The organism is Actinomadura meyerae (assembly GCF_900188445.1).
In the GTDB taxonomy this organism is placed as follows: domain Bacteria; phylum Actinomycetota; class Actinomycetes; order Streptosporangiales; family Streptosporangiaceae; genus Spirillospora; species Spirillospora meyerae.
Genome location: NZ_FZOR01000016.1, coordinates 101,933 through 119,275, shown reverse-complemented (window position 1 = coordinate 119,275; position 17,343 = coordinate 101,933). Strand labels below are relative to the sequence as shown.

Annotated in this window: 15 protein-coding genes; 9 read left to right on the top strand and 6 right to left on the bottom strand. The window is 68.0% G+C overall.

All coding sequences use genetic code 11. From position 1 onward, the window contains the following. Positions 1-48: 48 nt before the first annotated feature. The gene (locus CHF16_RS18290; protein ID WP_089327271.1) at positions 49-2,403 is read left to right on the top strand and encodes a penicillin acylase family protein; all 2,355 of its coding nucleotides are present in this window, start codon (positions 49-51) and stop codon (positions 2,401-2,403) included. Here CHF16_RS18290 and CHF16_RS18285 read toward each other — a convergent pair. Further along, positions 2,390-3,049, bottom strand: a complete 660-nt coding sequence (locus tag CHF16_RS18285) for a TetR/AcrR family transcriptional regulator (protein ID WP_089327270.1) — start codon at positions 3,047-3,049, stop codon at positions 2,390-2,392. The two genes, CHF16_RS18290 and CHF16_RS18285, sit on opposite strands and share 14 nt — an antisense overlap. Positions 3,050-3,123: 74 nt before the next feature. On the opposite strand from CHF16_RS18285, the gene CHF16_RS18280 reads away from it, so the two are divergent. Continuing rightward, complete coding sequence (locus CHF16_RS18280; RefSeq protein WP_089327269.1) at positions 3,124-4,695, top strand: ABC-F family ATP-binding cassette domain-containing protein; 1,572 nt, start codon at positions 3,124-3,126, stop codon at positions 4,693-4,695. Here the strand turns inward: CHF16_RS18280 and CHF16_RS18275 are convergent. Then, the gene (locus CHF16_RS18275) at positions 4,641-5,456 is read right to left on the bottom strand and encodes a TetR/AcrR family transcriptional regulator (protein WP_089327268.1); all 816 of its coding nucleotides are present in this window, start codon (positions 5,454-5,456) and stop codon (positions 4,641-4,643) included. The genes CHF16_RS18280 and CHF16_RS18275 overlap by 55 nt on opposite strands. A gap of 67 nt (positions 5,457-5,523) precedes the next feature. Here CHF16_RS18275 and CHF16_RS18270 point away from each other — a divergent pair, with 67 nt between their 5' ends. From CHF16_RS18270 to CHF16_RS18260, 3 genes are read left to right on the top strand one after another with little or no spacing between them, the layout of a single operon-like run. Beyond that, positions 5,524-6,459, top strand: a complete 936-nt coding sequence (locus CHF16_RS18270; protein WP_089327267.1) for an ATP-binding cassette domain-containing protein — start codon at positions 5,524-5,526, stop codon at positions 6,457-6,459. Then, positions 6,456-7,232, top strand: a complete 777-nt coding sequence (locus CHF16_RS18265; RefSeq protein WP_089327266.1) for an ABC transporter permease — start codon at positions 6,456-6,458, stop codon at positions 7,230-7,232. The genes CHF16_RS18270 and CHF16_RS18265 overlap by 4 nt, the downstream gene beginning before the upstream one ends. 36 nt (positions 7,233-7,268) lie before the next feature. Further along, positions 7,269-7,865, top strand: a complete 597-nt coding sequence (locus tag CHF16_RS18260; protein ID WP_089327265.1) for a dihydrofolate reductase family protein — start codon at positions 7,269-7,271, stop codon at positions 7,863-7,865. Here CHF16_RS18260 and CHF16_RS18255 read toward each other — a convergent pair. Further along, positions 7,862-8,389 carry a putative immunity protein gene (locus CHF16_RS18255; protein WP_245868750.1) on the bottom strand — a complete coding sequence of 176 codons (528 nt, stop codon included), beginning with the start codon at positions 8,387-8,389 and terminating at the stop codon, positions 7,862-7,864. The two genes, CHF16_RS18260 and CHF16_RS18255, sit on opposite strands and share 4 nt — an antisense overlap. An 82-nt stretch (positions 8,390-8,471) precedes the next feature. Between CHF16_RS18255 and CHF16_RS18250 the strand changes: the two genes are divergently transcribed. Beyond that, positions 8,472-9,389, top strand: a complete 918-nt coding sequence (locus CHF16_RS18250; RefSeq protein ID WP_089327264.1) for a MerR family transcriptional regulator — start codon at positions 8,472-8,474, stop codon at positions 9,387-9,389. Positions 9,390-9,487: 98 nt separating this feature from the next. After that, positions 9,488-9,937 carry a hypothetical protein gene (locus tag CHF16_RS18245; RefSeq protein WP_089327263.1) on the top strand — a complete coding sequence of 150 codons (450 nt, stop codon included), beginning with the start codon at positions 9,488-9,490 and terminating at the stop codon, positions 9,935-9,937. A 74-nt stretch (positions 9,938-10,011) separates the two neighbouring features. Here CHF16_RS18245 and CHF16_RS18240 read toward each other — a convergent pair whose 3' ends face one another. Continuing rightward, positions 10,012-10,428, bottom strand: coding sequence for a winged helix-turn-helix transcriptional regulator (locus CHF16_RS18240; protein WP_089327262.1), 417 nt, complete (start codon positions 10,426-10,428; stop codon positions 10,012-10,014). Positions 10,429-10,515: 87 nt separating this feature from the next. Between CHF16_RS18240 and CHF16_RS18235 the strand changes: the two genes are divergently transcribed. Then, positions 10,516-11,163 (top strand): NAD(P)-dependent oxidoreductase, encoded by a 648-nt coding sequence (locus tag CHF16_RS18235; protein WP_089327261.1) that lies wholly within the window; start codon positions 10,516-10,518, stop codon positions 11,161-11,163. 123 nt (positions 11,164-11,286) lie between these two features. Here CHF16_RS18235 and CHF16_RS18230 read toward each other — a convergent pair whose 3' ends face one another. Then, positions 11,287-11,868: an LLM class flavin-dependent oxidoreductase gene (locus tag CHF16_RS18230; protein WP_245868771.1), complete on the bottom strand. Its 582-nt coding sequence runs from the start codon at positions 11,866-11,868 to the stop codon at positions 11,287-11,289. Further along, positions 11,865-12,185 carry a hypothetical protein gene (locus CHF16_RS41460; RefSeq protein WP_245868777.1) on the bottom strand — a complete coding sequence of 107 codons (321 nt, stop codon included), beginning with the start codon at positions 12,183-12,185 and terminating at the stop codon, positions 11,865-11,867. The genes CHF16_RS18230 and CHF16_RS41460 overlap by 4 nt, the downstream gene beginning before the upstream one ends. Positions 12,186-13,310: 1,125 nt before the next feature. Here CHF16_RS41460 and CHF16_RS18225 point away from each other — a divergent pair. Then, positions 13,311-17,225 (top strand): RICIN domain-containing protein, encoded by a 3,915-nt coding sequence (locus CHF16_RS18225; RefSeq protein WP_179271579.1) that lies wholly within the window; start codon positions 13,311-13,313, stop codon positions 17,223-17,225. Positions 17,226-17,343: the final 118 nt, after the last annotated feature.

Sequence of the window (17,343 nt, the reverse complement as noted above, 5' to 3'; positions counted from 1 at the left end):
ACGATCACTTGTGCGAACTTTGCGGGACTTCTGTGATCAAGGAGTCCCATGTCGCGTACCGTCCTGCGCGCGGCCGGAGCCGCGGTGGTCGCCGCCGCCGTCCTGACGCCCGTGACCTCGTCCGCCGCCGTGACCTCGTCCGCCGCCGCGACCAGCGAGCGCCCCATGTCGGCGACGATCCGCTACACCGAGTACGGCATTCCGCACATCACCGCGCCGGACTACGCCGGCCTCGGGTACGGCACCGGCTACGCGGCGGCCAAGGACGACCTGTGCCTGCTCGCGCAGGGTGTCGTCACGCTGAGCGGGGAGCGCTCCAGGTACTTCGGCCCGGACGGCGCACCGGACAGGGCGCTGTCGTCGGCGTCCACCAACCTCGCCAGCGACGTGTTCTTCACCGGCATCAACGACAGCAAGGTGGTCGAGCGGCTGGCCGCCGCGCCCGCCCCCTACGGCCCGAGCACCGAGGTGCGCGAACTCAGCCGCGGCTGGGCCGCCGGCTACAACCGCTACCTGCGCGAGGGCAAGATCACCGACCCGGCGTGCAAGGGCGCCGCGTGGCTGCGGCCCATCACCGAGCTGGACGTCTACCGGCGCGGCTACGCCCTCGCCATGCTCGGCGGCTCCGGCATGGTCACCGACCAGATCACCGTGGCGGCGCCTCCGGACGCCGCGCAGGCCAAGGCGCCGCCCCTCGCGAAGGCCGCCGAGGGCGCCCGCAAGCTGCTGGCGGACGCCGACATGGGCAGCAACGCCATCGCCGTCGGCGGCGGCGCCACCGCGAACGGGCGCGGCCTGCTCCTCGGCAACCCGCACTACCCGTGGCACAACGGGCGGCGCTTCTGGCAGATGCAGCAGACGATCCCCGGCAAGTTGAACGTGAGCGGCGCCGCGCTGCTCGGGTCGCCGTCCGTCAACATCGGCCACACCTCGACGTTCGCGTGGAGCCACACCGTCGCGACCGGCGTCCCGTTCAGCCTCACCGAGCTGCGGCTGGTGCCGGGCGACCCGACGTCCTACTTCGTGGACGGCAAGGTCGAGAAGATGACCCAGCGGCGGGTCACCGTCCAGGCGAAGCAGGCGGACGGCTCGGTCAAGCCGGTCACCAGGACGCAGTGGCGGAGCCGCTACGGGCCGATCGTCACGTCCGTCTCGTCCATCGGGCTGCCGTGGACGACCTGGAACGCCTACGCGCTCACCGACCCGAACGCCACGAACCTGCGCCTGGCGAACACCTCGCTCGCCCTGGGCAAGGCCCGCACGACCGATGACGCCGTCCGCGCGCTGAAGCAGACCCAGGGCCTGCCCTGGGTGAACACCATCGCGGCCGACGCGCGCGGCAAGGCGCTGTTCGCCCAGATCCAGGTGCTGCCGAACGTCACGAACGCGTTCGCGGACCGCTGCAACTCCCTCCTCGGCCACCTGACGCTGCGGCAGGCGGGCCTCGCGATCCTGGACGGCACCCGGTCGTCCTGCGCACCGGGCAAGGCGCCGGGGACCGTCCAGCCGGGGATTCTCGACCCCGACCGGTACCCGGTGCTGACCCGCGGCGACTACGTCACCAACTCCAACGACAGCTACTGGCTGTCCAACCCGGAGAAGCCGCTGACCGGCTACGACCGCATCATCGGCGACGAGAAGGCCGCCCGCAGCCTCCGCACGAGGAGCGGCATCGTCTCCGTCCAGGACCAGCTCGCCGCGAGCAAGTTCACCCGCGCCGACATGCAGGACCTGGTCTTCGCCAACCGCAACCACGCGGGGGAACTCGCCGCGGCCGGAACGGTGACGATGTGCCGCGACATGGGCCTCGGCGAGCCCTGCGACGTCCTGGCCAAGTGGGACAAGACGGCCGACACCGGCAGCCGCGGCGCGCTCCTCTTCGACCGGTACTGGCGCAAGGCGCTCTCCGCGTGGGACCTGTGGAAGACGCCGTTCAACGCGTCCGACCCGGTCAACACGCCACGCGACTTCAACACCGGCTCCTTGGCCGCCCGCAAGGCGTTGCTGGACGCGGTGGACGAGCTGAAGAAGTCGAACATCCCGCTGGACGCGCCGCTCGGCGACCACCAGTACGTCACCCGCAACGGCGAGCGGATCCCGATCGGCGGCGGCACCGAGAACCTCGGCATCCTGAACAAGGTCGAGGGCACGTGGGCGCCGGGCAAGGGCTACACGGAGATCACCACGGGCTCCAGCTACGTCCAGGTCGTCTCGTTCGACGGCGACAAGTGCCCCGACACCCGGACCCTCCTCACCTACTCGCAGTCGACCGACCCGACGTCTCCGCACTACGCGGACCAGACCCGCCTCTTCTCCAAGAAGCAGTGGGTCACCGAGCGGTTCTGCGCCGGCGAGATCAACAAGGCACCGGGCCTCAAGGTCGTCACCCTCACGGGGAAGTGACGCCGCCGATCCCGTCGAGGAGGTAGTCGAGCCCCTGGACGAACGCGGCGTCCCAGTCGCCGTCGTCCAGGTGGCCGTGCTCGGCGAGAGCCGGGTACAGGTCGCGGCTGCGGGCGAGATGCTCGGCGGCGGCGCTGGGGGTGGAATCCTGCGCGCCGACTTCCATGAGCGCCGACCCGATGACGTAGTTCGCCACCGCGTACGCGGCGGTGGCGAGGCGCGCACCGGTCAGTCCCGTCGCGGCGAGCGTCGCGTAGAGGAAGTCCGTGCGGGCGAGCACGTTGGGGCCCAGCAGGGGGCGTCCGCCCAGGACCGCCGCCGACCACGGATGGTCGAGCATCGCGCGCCGCCAGCCCGACATCAGCGTGACCACGGCGGCGCGCCAGTCCTGGTCGCCGTGCGGCAGCGCCACGTCGCCGAAGATGCTGTCGAGGGCCAGTTCGAGCACGTCGTCCTTGGTCTTGACGTGCCAGTACAGCGTCGTGGACCCGGTGTCGAGGCGCTCGGCGAGGCGCCGCATGGTGAGCCGCCCGGCGCCCTCCTCGTCCAGCAGCGCCACGGCCTCGGCCACGATCCGCTCCCGGGACAGCGGCGGCCCCTCCCGCCGTGACCGGCGTCCTTCGCGCAACCACACGCTCTCCGTCATGCGACCGAGACTAGTACATTGAACGAGTACCGGCTCATTGGTCTAGTAACTCGACCGCTGTACTAGGAGAGTGTGTGGGGCACATCGAGGTGAGCCGGCTGAGCTACGCCCTGCCCGACGGGCGACTCCTGCTGGACGACGTCTCCTTCCGCGTGGGGGAGGGGGCCAAGGCCGCGCTCATCGGCCCGAACGGCGCGGGCAAGACGACGCTTCTGCGGCTGATCGCCGGCGACGTCCAGCCGTCGGACGGTGTCGTCACGAGCACCGGCGGCCTCGGCGTGATGCGGCAGTTCATCGGCGGTATCCGCGACGGCCGGACCGTCCACGACCTGCTGCTGTCGGTGGCGCCCGAACGAGTGCGCGGCGCGGCGGAGCGCCTGGCCCGCGCTGAACGCGACCTGGACGACAGTGAGCGCACCCAGCTCGCCTACGCCGAGGCGATCACCGACTACACGGATGCGGGCGGCTACGACATCGAGGTCGTCTGGGACGCCTGCACGACCGCCGCACTCGGCCTGCCGTTCGACGAGGCGAAGACGCGCGGCGTGACGACCCTCTCGGGCGGGGAGCAGAAGCGTCTCGTCCTGGAAGCCCTCCTCCGCGGCCCGGACGAGGTGCTCCTCCTAGACGAGCCCGACAACTACCTTGACGTGCCCGCGAAGGAATGGCTGGCGGAGAAGCTGCGCGCCACGGCCAAGACCGTCCTCCTCGTCTCTCACGACCGGCAGCTCATCGCCGACACGGCCGACCGCATCATCACCGTGGAGTCACGCGACATCTGGGTCCACGGCGGCGGTTTCGCAGGCTATGCGCAGGCACGCCGCGAACGCACCGAACGCCTCCACGAGCGGCGCCGCCGCTGGGACGAGGAGCACACCCGCCTGAAGCAGCTCGTCCACCTGCTCCGCCAGCGCGCGGCCAACAACGACGCGGTGGCCTCGTCCTACCAGGCCGCCCGCACCCGCCTGGCGCGCTTCGAAGAGGCGGGCCCGCCCCGCAGCGCGCCCAAGGACCAGAACGTGCGGATGCGGCTGCGCGGCGGCCGCACCGGCAAACGAGCCTTGATCTGCGAATCCTTGGAGCTGACCGGTCTGACCCGCCCTTTCGCCACCGAGATCTGGTACGGCGAACGCGTCGCGGTGCTGGGCTCGAACGGCTCGGGCAAATCGACGTTCCTGCGCCTGCTGGCCGGGCACGACGTCCCGCACGCCGGTGAGTTCCGCCTCGGCGCCCGCGTGGTGCCCGGCCTCTTCGTCCAGACGCACACGCGCCCCGACCTGCACGGCCGCACCCCGGCGGACATCGTCATGGCGCGGCACGCGCTCACCCGCAACGACGCCATGGCCGCGTTCGCCCGCTACGAGCTGGCCCCCGCGGGCTCCCGCCCGTTCGAGACGCTCTCCGGCGGTCAGCAGGCCCGCCTGCAGATCCTGCTCCTCGAACTGTCGGGCGCGACGCTGCTCCTCCTGGACGAACCGACCGACAACCTCGACCTGGCCAGCGCCGAAGCCCTCCAGGAGGGCCTGGCGTCCTACGCGGGAACCGTCCTGGCCGTCACCCACGACCGCTGGTTCGCCGCCGACTTCGACCGCTACCTGGTCTTCGGCTCCTCCGGCCGCGTGCACGAGTCGTCCACTCCGGCCTGAGACGCACCCGGCCGAGCCGCACGGCGCCGCTCGATCAGCGCCTCGATGCCGTCGAGCAGCAGGTCGAGGCCGAAGACGAAGTCGCCGTCGTCCGACCAGCCCTCCGCGCCGTGCATGACTCCCGAGCGCATCGCCGCCGACAGGGCCGGATAGGTCGCCGGGTCGAGCAGTTCGGCCAGCATGTCGCCGTAGTCGGCGGCGCCGCCGATCTCGGCGGCCTCCATCTGCGGGTCGCCGCCCCCGACCCCGTGGACGAACGCGGCGTCGGTGATCGCGTACCCGGCGAGGGCGGTCGCCACGTTGACCTTCTCGCCGTCGTGCAGCCCGGTGCCGCCGAGGGAGGCCAGCGCGCGGTCGAGCCACAGCAGCCGGCGCGGGCCGAGCGGCGGGGCGAGCCGGTCGACGGACAGCAGCCACGTGTGCCGCAGGACGGCGTCGCGCTGCGCCCGGCACCAGAGGGCGAGGTAGTCGCGCCAGGGGAGGCCGTCCGGCTCGGGCGGCTCCGGCACGACGGCGTCGGTCATCGCGATGAGCAGCTCCTCCTTGCTGCCGACGTACCGGTAGAGGGCCGTCGCCGCCACGCCCACCTGGGCGGCGACACTGGCCATCGAGACCCCGGCGAGCCCCTCGTCGTCGGCGATCTCGATGGCGGCGGCGGTGATCGCGGCGAGGTCCAGCCGCGGCCGCGGCCCGCGGCGCGGCGCCGGTTCGCGTCCCCACATGCGCCGCAGCACCGGCGGCAGCGTCCGGTCGTCCGCCATGGAACCCCTCCTTCTTGACCCGCTGCTGAAATTGTGCATACTCAAAACAGTGAACGCGATACACAGTATGACATTCACAGAAGCGATCCAGGCCCGTGGCCTGACGAAGTCGTTCGGGGGGACCCCGGTCCTGAAGGGGATCGACCTGACCGTGCCCACCGGGTCGCTCCTGGCCCTCCTCGGCCCGAACGGGTCGGGCAAGACCACGACCGTGCGCATCCTGACCACGCTGCTCGCCCCCGACGGCGGCACGGCGACCGTCGGCGGGCACGACGTCGTCCGCGAGGGCGTCGCGGTGCGCCGGGCGATCGGCCTGACCGCCCAGCAGGCCACGGTGGACGAGCTGCTGACCGGGCGGGAGAACCTCGAACTGTTCGCCGGCCTCAGCCACCTCGGCGGGCGCCGGGCCCGGCGGCGGGCGGGCGAACTCCTGGAGCGCTTCGGCCTCGCCGCCGCCGCGAACCGGCGCGTCGCGACCTACTCGGGCGGCATGCGGCGCCGGCTCGACCTCGCGGCGAGCATGGTGTCGGAGCCGCGCATCCTGTTCCTGGACGAGCCCACGACCGGGCTCGACCCGCGCAGCCGCGCCGAGCTGTGGTCGGTGATCCGGGAACTGCTGGCCGCCGGAACCACCATCCTGCTCACCACCCAGTACCTGGAGGAGGCCGACCGGCTCGCCGACCGCGTCGTGGTGATCAACGACGGCCGCGTCGCGGCCGACGACTCTCCCGCCGCGCTGAAGCGCCAGGTGGGCGCCGAGCGCCTGCTGCTGCGCCTGGCGGCGACCGGTGACGTACCGCGCGCCGCGACGGCGCTCAACGGCGACACCTCGGCGCGTCTCGACGCGGAGGCACGGGAGGTCACCATGGCCGTCCAGGGCCCCGACCACCTGCGCCACGCGCTGGACCTGATGCACCGCGCGGGCGTCACCGTCGAGCGCGTGGAGCTGCGCGCCCCCACCCTCGACGACGTCTTCTTCGAACTCACGGAGGGAGCGGCATGAGCGCCGTCCTGACCGCGGCGGGTGATCTGCGCCGCCTCGTCGTCCGCGACCTGCGCCGCGAACTGCGCCTCCTCGACGGCCTCATCGTGAACACCGCGCTGCCGGTGATCATGATGGTGCTGTTCGTGCACGTCTTCGGCGGGGCGATCGACACCGGCTCCAGCGGCCTCGCCTACATCGACTTCGTGGTGCCCGCCATCCTGCTCATGTCCGGCGGCTACGGCGCCGCGCTGACCGCCTCGGCCATCGCCGAGGACATGACCGGCGGCATGATCGACCGCTTCCGCACCCTGCCGATCAGCGGCTGGACGGTCCCGGCCGGGCATGTGGTCGCCTCGCTGGTCCGCAACGTCGTGGCGTGCGGCATCGCCTTGGTCGCTGCGGTCGCCCTGGGCTTCCGCCCGGACGCCGGACTCGTCGACTGGGCGTTCACGCTGGCCCTACTGGCGGGTTACGTGGTGGCGGTGTCGTCGCTGGCGGTGCTCTGGGGGCTCCTGGTCAAGTCGGTCCAAGCGGCGGGTGCGTTCAGCTTCCTCGTCCTGTTCCTGCCGTACATGTCGGACGGGTTCGTCCCGGCCGAGACCATGCCGGCCGCCCTGCGCGGTTTCGCCGACAACCAGCCGATCACACCGATCGTGGAAGCACTCCGCTCACTGCTCCTGGACCAGCCGATGGGCTCCTCCGCCGCGGTGGCGGCGGCCTGGCTCCTGGGCACGGTGGTGATCAGCGTGCCGCTCGCGGCCGTTCTGTTCCGCCGCAGGACCTCGGCGTAGCGATGAGTCTCAGGGGCGCAGCGAGTCAGCCTGGACATGACGCAAATCATCGCGGACATCTCGGTCTCCCTGGACGGCTTCGTCACCGGCCCTGACCCGAGCCTGGAGAACGGTCTCGGCACCGGTGGCGAGGCCCTGCACACCTGGGCCTTCTCCGACGACCCCGACGACCGCCGGATCCTCCGTGAGGGGACGTCCCGCTCGGGTGCCGTCATCCTCGGCCGCAACCTCTTCGACATCGTCGACGGACCCGGCGGCTGGGACGACACGACCGGCTACGGCGCCGGCGAGGTGGGCAAGCCCGCGTTCTTCGTCGTGACGAGCTCGCGGCCAGAGTCGGTTCGGCTCACCGGCCTCGACTGGACGTTCGTCACGACGGGCCTGCCGGACGCCGTAGCCGCCGCCCGGCGGCAAGCCGAGGCGGTGGACAAGGACGTCATCCTCATGGGCGGCGGCGCCACCGTCGCCTCGGCGTTCGAAGCCGGGCTGGTCGACGTGCTGGCCCTTCACCTGGCCCCTGTCGTCCTAGGCGCCGGAACACCCCTCTTCAGGGGCGGGGCACCACGCACGCTGGTGCAGCGCACGGTGATCCCGACATCGACCGCGACACACCTGACCTACGACGTCCTTTAGCGGGCTCGCAAGGAAGCGTCCAGAGCACTCATGAGCTGGGCAGCGCGACTCTTACCGGCCGGTGCAAGCGGATACCGCGACAGGACATCGACCAGCACGGGCGTGGCCCGTCCCCGAGTCTGCTCGATCAGCATGTCTCCGACCGCGTAATCATCTCCGGCCTGCAACTCGCCGATCCGTGCCGCGTTGGCCGGACCCCGCAAGATGTGCCCGACCTGAGTGGCCCGCGCGATCGGATGCAGATAGGCGGCGGACGCGGCGTCCCCGGCGGCCTGCGCGGCAAGCCGCGCGGCCTCGGTACCTGCCTCTTTCGCCGCCCGGTGGGCGTCCAACGACGTCACACGCTGCAACTTCGTCCGCCTGGCACCGTTGACGAATTCCCAAGCGGCATCAAGGGCCGCACGCGGCCGGGAATCCCCGGGAACGGCCTCCTCGAACACCGGCAGGACGCCCTGCGCACTCTCCGCCACGAAACGCGCCACGACCCGAAGCTCGTCCATGGTCAACTCAAAGTCACCGGACACCAGTCAGCCCCCTCCACACCACGATCCGCAGAAGATCATTACAGGTTGAAGCTCCCCTTGGGGGAGGTGCCAGGCTTCAGGCATGGACGGTGGCTACTCGATCGGCGAGCTGGCGCGGCTCGGCGGAGTCACGGTGAAGGCCGTGCGCTTCTACTCGGAGCGCGGACTGGTGCCGGAGGCTGGCAGAAGCGCGGCAGGGCATCGGCGGTACGCACCGGAAGCCGTAGTGCGCCTCGGCCTGGTACGGACGCTACGCGAACTCGGAATCGACCTGGCCACCATCGAGAAGATCTTGGACCGCCGACTACCGGCCGCAGAGGCCGCCGCCACCCACGCCGAGGCAGTAGCGGTGCAGATGCGAGTGCTGCGGCTGCGATACGCGGTGCTCTCAGCAGCGGCCAGGCGTGGCTCCACACCCGAGGAGATGGACTTCATGCACCGACTCGCCCGCCTTTCCGCCGCTGAGCGTGACGCCCTCGTCGACGACTTCCTGCACAGCGCATTCGGGGATCCCGACGCGGGCCCGCTCTCGCGCGTCCTGCACCGATCCATGGCACCCGAACTGGCCGATGACCCCACGTCCGAGCAGTTGGAGGCATGGGTGGAGTTGGCCGAACTCGCCGAAGACCCGGAGTTCCGGTCACTGATGCGCGGCCTGTTCACCGAGCACCCCGCCTTGGAAACGGCCCCACCGCGCAAGCCCATCGTCGCGCGCGTCGCGGAGACCGTGGCCCTGCTGCTGACCGCCCGCGTCACCACCAACTCCCCGGAAGCGGCTCAGGCCGTCAAACAAATCACCACCGCCTACGCCGCCGTCCAAGAGCAGACAGACGACGCAGCCCTGCGCGAAAGCCTCGCGGCCTACCTGACCGCCGCCGCCGATCCGCGCCGCGAACGCTACTCGGAGCTACTGTCGATCATCAACGGCTGGGACCCGCCCAACTACCCCAGCAAGGAACTGCGCTGGTTCCTGACAGCAATGGCTCAGACTGAGCACTAGCCGTAAGACCAACGGCGAAAGACGTCATCACGCTGCATAGGCTGCTCCAGCCGAAAATGTGATCACGAATGGGGCCAACTTGTCGGTAGCGTACGAGTGTGGCTGAGATCTGGGACGAAGCGCAGCTGATCGCGGACGGATTCGAGCGCGCGCACGTCGAGCTGGACTGGTACGACGGCCCGCGCGTCGGCGTCGCCGATATCGACGGCCGGCCCCACTACTTCAAGGGCCACCACTACGAGCGTTACCACGAAGACGACGAGTACGAGGTCTGGCCTGCGAGCACTGAAGCGCTGGAGTGGGAGCGCGAGCAGTCCGAGATTTTCGTCAAGTGGAGCGAGCGCTACCGGGCAGGGGAGGTAGGGCCCGAGACCCACCCCGGCCATGGAGGCAACGCCCGCTACGACGAGCTGGACGCCCTACTCGCACCACACCGGCAAGCACCTGACAATGCGCGCCGGATGAAGCGCGAAATGCGTTTCGTCGCCAGAGACCCTGACGAGGCCGAGTCCGTGAACTACTGGTTCCGATGGCGCCCAACCACATGAAGTAGCCACCGTCTCGCCGCGACGACACGACTGAGTTACGCCCGTCAGCGGTAAGCAGCTCCGATATCGGGGCGTTACTTGTCGCGATCCCCGGAGTCGGAAGAAGGCCGATTCGCGCGGTCGTACGCTTCCTGCGCCGCCGACCAGTCGTCAAGGTAAGCGATCGCCCATTCCTCCAGCGCGCGCAGCGGCTCGCGCAGGGTGCGGCCCGCCTCGGTGAGGGAGTACTCAACGCGGACCGGTACTTCGGGGTGGACGGTGCGGTGCACGAGCCCGTCCCGTTCGAGCCCGCGGAGGGTCTGGGTGAGCATCTTCTGGGAGATGCCCTCGATGCGTCGGCGCAGCTCCGAGAAACGGGCGGTGCCGTCCCAGAGGGCGCCCACGATGAGCACGGTCCAGCGGTCGCCGATGCGATCCAGGATGCGGCGGGTCGGGCAGTCCGCGCGGTAGGGGCTGCCGCGGAGCACCGGCTCGTCCGGGGTGGTTACCACAAAGTGCCTTCTTCCCGATGGAGAGTTGGGCTCGTATGGTAACCACTGCGCCCGTTCGGCGCCACCCGTCCCGGAGAAGGGCACCTCATGTCTCGCATTACCGTTCTCGGAGGCACCGGCTATGCCGGTTCGGCCATCGCTGCGGAGGCAGCCGCTCGCGGCCACCAGGTCACCGCACTGAGCCGCTCAGGCCCCGCCGCGCCGATCCCTGACGTGACCTATGTCCAAGGCGACGCCTCCGACGAAGCAACGCTCGCCGCAGCCATCGAGGGCTCGGATGTCGTAGTGGCCGCACTCGCCCCACGCGGCCCGCTGACCGGCACCTTCCGCGACGTCTACAGGACCGTCGCGCGTCTGGCCGACGCCGCAGGCGCGCGCCTGTTCGTCGTCGGGGGCTACTCATCACTGCGTCCCGCGCCTGGGGCGGATCGATTCGTCACCGACCTCAGCCGCGTTCCCGAAGAGCTCCACGGCGAGATCCGCGCGGGTGCGGCGCTCATCATCGAGGACCTCCCGGCCACGCCCGCGACCCTCGACTGGGTCTTCGTGAGCCCGGCGCTCAGGTTCGGCGCGCACATGCCCGCCGAACCACTCGGCCGCTACCGCCTCGGCGACGACGTCGCGGTCCAGCCCGATGACGGCGGCGCGATCTCCGCCGCCGACTACGCCCTAGGTTTCGTCGACCTGATCGACAAAGGCGACCACCACAGAACACAGGTCAACCTCGCCCACTAACACTCCACCCGCACCTGGAACAGCCTGATTCCAAGAACGAGCCGTGGCCCCACCGACCCGTGAGGTGCGGCGCAAGTACGGGGTGCATCGTTGGACGGTGCTTCCGTTCAAGCCGGTGATCGATCAGATGTTGTGGGCGGACCTGGACGTGCCGCGCAAGCATTCCCCGGCGATGACGACATCCTGCGGACCAGTGACCTGCTCGCGGTCCAGCACTGCCCGATATTCGGGGACGTGTCCGGCCAGGCCGAACTGTTCGGCGGCCCGGTCACGGACGCCGGATGCGTCGGCCGTCACGCTGACCAGCAGCCCGGCGACCACCCGCGGAGCGGGGCGCCCCGCGGCCTGGGCGGCCCTGGTTATCGAGGGAACGATGTGGTCGGCCAAGGTTCGGGGGCCGGTCATCCAGGTCACGGTGCCGTCGGCGAGTTCGCCGGCCAAGCGCAGCATCGCGGGGGCCAGGGCGGCCAGCAATATCGGCGGCGGCGTCGTCCCCGGAACGCTCACCTGACCCACGGCCGTGAGCGTCTCACTCTGATGAGAGACCGCCTCCCCGCACAGGAGGGGACGCAGGACCGACAGGTACTCACGCATCCTCGTGGCAGGACGACCGGCCGGAAGACCGTACATGCCGGTGACCATCATCGAGATGCCCGCCCCGAGGCCCAGGATGAGCCGGTTGCCGGTCGCCGCCTGGACGCTCAGGGCTTGACCGGCCAGGACAAGGGGGTGGGTTGCGGGACGGGCACCACCGCCGTCCCCAACTCGATCCCGGGCGCTGCGGTGCCGGCCAGGGGCAGGGCGGTCAGGGCGTCCCAGCCGAAGGCCTGCGCCGCCCACACACTGGTCAGCCCGTGCTCGAAGGCACTCCCCCCTGCAGGACACGCGAAGCGATCCTGATCACCGGGGGCATGCTCCTCACCCGCGCCCAGCACGAGGGCAACGCACCGGCGGAGCTCGACATCGCCGATCTGCTCAAGCTCGCCAACGCCATCGCCTCGGGCCAGCGAGCAAAGCTCCACAGACCCTCGCCTCCTCGGCCGCCTCCTCGCCCTGGTCCACACCGGCCCTCCATTCTCCCCGCCCGCATAAGCGGCCCCCGGCAAAAGCGACGCCACCCACGACCAGCATGATCGCCACACGCGACACTGAATTAGGCCATCAATCCTTCGTGATCGAAGATCGGATCGGCGATAAGGCTCTGGCGCAGACCCGGCCACCACAACATCACCTCGCGGGCTCTGTAGGCCATCGTTGCTAAGTTAGGAGCCGCGGCTTCGGCCGTCATCACCCCTTACGAGGGCAAGAACAAGTCGGAGTCGCAGTCGGAAGACTTCCCCGGCCAAGGTCGCAACAAGACCCGGATCATGGTTGACCTGCTGGACCGTACGATTGCTCGGAAACTTCATCGCGCACTGGTATCAGAGGGCAAGTCGTTTGCGATGACGCCTTGTGCGTGCTGCTGGCAGAAGATCTATCGAAGCGTCTCATTCTCGCCGCTCCAACTGCTGCCTCTGACAATCCGTCGTTGACCTGTGCGGGCAAAATTCTCGCAAGTTCGGCGTACGGTCAGTCCTCAGCGCCTATATCGGTGCTGGAAGATACGGACGCCGACCAGGACAGTAGCGAGCAGCGCTGAGAAAACCATTACGTTACCGATCGATCCTGTCTCTCCGCCCAACACGATACGAGCCGCCAACGCGGCTAGGAAGGCAGTCGCGAAGGCTGCGATCCAGTCGCGGAGCATTCGGTAGCCAGCAGTTCGGCGATCGGTCCGATCGGTCATGTTGTCACCTTGTGAGGTCATGGAAGAACGGGTCGTCAGGTTAGCAGTGAACTGTGCCTAACAATGGGCTGATGCAGTCGTCTTATTGGCAGTAGCCCTTCCGAATGTCAAAGGCTGATGACATCAGCCGCTAGACGCTTGAAGTAGACAATTGGTTGACGAGTGTGAGTGTGACATAGGTCACAAACTTGCCTCAGTCGATCTTCTTCCAAGTCTGCTGATCTTCAGCTTATGTTTAGCGGGCTTTACTCGGGCTTTATCCTGCGAGGTCATCGTGCATGTCCGTGCTGCTCGGGGTTCGTTCTTCCGGTCATCAGTTGTTGACAGAATGTGTCGACGCACCCGATGGCTCGCCGGATTGATGCCATTGGTGCTGGTCGCATCATTGCTGTCAACGCCCGTGACCTCGGTGAATGCGGCTGAGACGAGTCCGTCCGAGTCGACGACCCTGGACGCTGCGGTGGCGAAGGCCAAGGAGACGGGAAGTCCGGTCGAAGTCGCGGGTCGGACGTCGGAAACCAAGAAGTTGACCGCGTGGCCCGACGGTCAGTTCTCGCTGGAGACGGCGCCGGTCCCAGTCCGGGTGGAGCGGGATGGTGTGTTCCATGAGGCTGACCTGACGCTGGAGCGCACGGCTGATGGCAAGTACGCGTCACGGATGTCGGTCAACGGTGTGACCTTCGGCGCCGGCGGCGATGATGTGCTGGCCACGATGACCAAGGACGGCAAGAGCCTGACACTGACTTGGCCAGGGGCCGTGCTGCCGGTTCCTCAGTTGGATGGCCCGAGCGCTACTTTCGTTGACGGTGGCGGTGTTGGCGTGGATCTGGTGGTGCGGTCGATGCCGACCGGGTGGTCCCACTACGTGGTGGTGAAGACGCCGGAGGCGGCGGCTGATCCCGCGTTGGCGAAGATCGAGTTCGGTGTGCGTACTTCTGGGCTGCAACTGAAGGAGCTTTCCGGTAGTCGCCTGGCGGCTGTGGACGAAGCCGGCAACGAGCTCTTCAGCGCGCCGGAACCGCTGATGTGGGAGGGGCAGACAGCTCCGGCCGAGGCGCCCGCAGTGCCCACGAGCACGGAGGAGATTGCGGCCGGGCCGGCCCCTAAGGCCAGTGCGGCTCCGATGTCGGTTGAGGTGGGGGGTGGTGTTCTCACCTTGACCCCTGATCCTGGACTGCTGACCGGCCCAGAGACCAAGTTCCCCATCGTTCTCGACCCGTCTTGGCAGACGTGGAACGCGGGCCGTGAAGACAACGGTGATGGATACGGCAGCCAGGAGGCGGGTTGGGCGTATGTCGACCGCACGTGGCCGAACTCGGCCTACTGGAAGCCGGACCGCTTGCCGACTGGCCGCGAGATCGAGGATGGCACCGACAAGCGGTCCTACATCCGGATGGACGCATCGGCGCTCCACCAGTGGTCCGGAAACGTCCAGGTGAAGGTCAACTCGGTTGACATCACCTTCGACACCCTCCATGCATGGTCCTGTGTCTCCCGCGATGTGAGGCTGTACAACACCACGCACATCAGTTCAGGTATGACGTGGGACGAGCGTCCGGGGGCCTTCATCCCTGAGGGATCGGGCTGGAGTAGCAGCTTCCTTCAAGCCGCAGCAGTAAAGGTGGGACGCCCGGACTGCGGTGACGCGGGAACGTCCAACGACGTGAAGTTCAGCGGAGGTAACCTGCCTCGTCTTCTCCAGTGGGCGACTGACCACAAGTGGGATATTTTCACGCTCGGGCTGTTTCCGGACGCGGATTACAACGACACCCACACCTGGAAGGTGATGGATGTCGATCCCAGGATGGTCGTGAAGTTCTCCCGGTACCCGATGCCGGCCAAGGACGTCCACATGAGGAACGGTGGGACGGCCAAGTATGCGTGCGTGCGCGGTAGCGGCCGCCCGTGGATGGGCGTCTCCAGAGACCGGACCGCCAACGCGATGATCACTGACTATGACGGTGACAACGAGGGTGGCGCCCAGGGACAACTGCTGGCGGCCGAGTACGAGTTGGCGCCCCTAGGGAAGCCCGCAGAGAGTTGGAAGCGGTACGTGCCTTCAGGCGGTGCGTTCCAGCACGCCGGCGCCGACGGCTACCTGCACACGTCGCTGACCACCGTCAAGGGTGATGACTTCCCGGCGACCGCTGATGGCGGCACGAGCTGGATGTGGCGCGTGCGCGGGATGGATGACACCAACTTGTACGGGCCTTGGTCGGCATGGTGTGAGTACACGGTGGACGCTCGCAGACCAAATGCACCCGAAGTGTCATCGCCCGAATACCCGGCCGGTGTGACATCGGGCTATGACGCGGCCGCACGCAAGTATGTCCCCGGCAACTTCACCTTCGCGCCCGGCGGTTCCGGCGATGTAGTGAAGTTCGACTACAAATTCACCGACGGGACCGCGGGGACGAAAACGGTTGCTGCGGGCGAATCGGCGAACATTTCGTGGATACCGAAGCGGTTCGGGCCGCAATGGGTTGAAGTGACGGCCTACGACCGGGCCGGAAACTACAGCCCGACGAAGAAGTACGAGTTCGGCGTAACGCAGCCGCCGCGGGACGCGGCCTGGTCGATGGATGAGCCCAGCGGTGACACTGCCCATGCCGTCGGGCCGAGCGGAGCGGTCAACCCGAACGCCGATCTGGTCTTCAGCGGCAGCCCGGTCTTCGGCGAGGCGGGCAATCTCGGTGCCGGTTCCCCCACCGACCGCGCGGTCCGCCTCAACGGCTCAACGCAGTTCGGTGAGGTCAAGCCATGGACTGATCCGGAAGGGAATGCGGTCACGCTGGTGGACACCAGCCAGCGGTTCATGTTCTCCATGTGGCTGAAGCTCGCCTCCGTCCAGGGCGATCAGATCGCGGTCAGTCAGGCTGCTGCAGATGGGACGGCCTTTGAACTCGGATGGCTCAGCGGCAAATGGACGTTCCGGCATCGCGCGGCCGACGGCGCCGTCCTGACTGCTGTCACTCGCGACATGCCCGAGGCAGGGGACGGGCAGCCGTGGAGTGCTCACTGGGTTTCCTTGATGGGTGGTTACGATCCTGTCAAGCAGGAGGTCTGGCTGCGCACTCAGGCCGAGGGGGAGAGCAAGGTATGTGATCCCGACGCACCCTGGATTTGCTCGACCAAACGAGTGATGCCGCCAGAGATGAAAACGGCTTCCTCAACGTGGACGCCAGCGCCGGGTGCGGGCGCTCTGCTTGTCGGTGCGACGGTGAATGGTTCCAGCAAGAGCGCGTTCTGGAACGGTTGGATTGACGATTCGCAGTTGTGGCCGCTGGCGCACCCCGACGAGTCGGTCTTGAAGGTGATCTACGCCGAATCGGTTCAGGATCACGAATTTGCTGGGAAGACGCTGCGTCTGGTGAACGTGAACTCCGGCCATTGCTTGGACGTCGTCGGCGCCGGAATGGAGAACGGTACGAACGTGCAGCAGTGGAACTGCAATGCACACCCGGCGCAAGACTGGCAGTTCACGGATGTCGGTGACGGCTACTACACGCTGACCAGTCCCAACAGCGGCAAGTGTCTAGATGTGGACGGCACGGACGGTTCGGGCACCGCGGATGGGCGCAACGTCTGGCAGTACGAGTGCAACGGCAGTACGGGCCAGCAATGGAAGCCGGAGAAGAAGGCCGGCGGGTACTGGCTTAAATCTCGGCGAAGTGACAAGTGCCTGGCGGTCGACAGCGCCTCACCAGCGCCTGGGACTAATGTTTCGCAGTGGTCCTGTACGGACCCGATAGTCGAAGAGCAGTTGTGGAGCATCACTGCTCTGAAGCGTCACCACCTCGATGGAATCACCCATCGACTGCTCGTCACAAATGAGCAAACTGACCAGTCGAAATGTATGGACGTCGCAGGCGGTTCCACTGCTGATGCAATCTTCGTTATGCCCTGGGAATGCAATGGTGGTCCTTGGCAGAAATGGAAGTTTTCTGACTACGGGGACGGCTACTACATGCTTACCAACGTCAACACGATGAACGGTGACCCGGGATCGGTCCGATGTCTGGAAGTGGCTGATGCGCAAACCCAGCCTGACGCCGCAGTCCAGCAGGGCACCTGCGAACCGGGCGCGGAGCACCAACTGTGGAAGGTGGTTGGCGTCGCCGACGACGGCAACTTCGGTTACCGGCTGATCGCCAAGCACAGTGGCCTTGTCGCCGATGCGCGTGACGAAGGAGCACCAGAGGACGCACGGGTGCTCCAAGCCAATCCCGTGGAGCCGATTCCCGCGCATCAGATCTGGAAGTTGGAATACCAGTGACGAAGCCACCGCGATAGTACCGCCGAAGTCATCCCGTGTGTGGTCAGCAAAAGTCGATTAGAGCCTGTTCAACCGCCCGGCCAGCAAGCGCCGTGGCAACCGAGGTGCCTTCGACGGA

Excerpts from the sequence above, each read along its gene's own strand:
- CHF16_RS18275 (WP_089327268.1), bottom strand. The coding sequence starts at position 5,456 with ATGGCGGACGACCGGACGCTGCCGCCGGTGCTGCGGCGCATGTGGGGA.
- CHF16_RS18290 (WP_089327271.1), top strand. The coding sequence starts at position 49 with ATGTCGCGTACCGTCCTGCGCGCGGCCGGAGCCGCGGTGGTCGCCGCC.
- CHF16_RS18265 (WP_089327266.1), top strand. The coding sequence starts at position 6,456 with ATGAGCGCCGTCCTGACCGCGGCGGGTGATCTGCGCCGCCTCGTCGTC.
- CHF16_RS18285 (WP_089327270.1), bottom strand. The coding sequence starts at position 3,049 with ATGACGGAGAGCGTGTGGTTGCGCGAAGGACGCCGGTCACGGCGGGAG.
- CHF16_RS18250 (WP_089327264.1), top strand. The coding sequence starts at position 8,472 with ATGGACGGTGGCTACTCGATCGGCGAGCTGGCGCGGCTCGGCGGAGTC.
- CHF16_RS18225 (WP_179271579.1), top strand. The coding sequence starts at position 13,311 with ATGCCATTGGTGCTGGTCGCATCATTGCTGTCAACGCCCGTGACCTCG.
- CHF16_RS18270 (WP_089327267.1), top strand. The coding sequence starts at position 5,524 with ATGACATTCACAGAAGCGATCCAGGCCCGTGGCCTGACGAAGTCGTTC.
- CHF16_RS18235 (WP_089327261.1), top strand. The coding sequence starts at position 10,516 with ATGTCTCGCATTACCGTTCTCGGAGGCACCGGCTATGCCGGTTCGGCC.
- CHF16_RS18260 (WP_089327265.1), top strand. The coding sequence starts at position 7,269 with ATGACGCAAATCATCGCGGACATCTCGGTCTCCCTGGACGGCTTCGTC.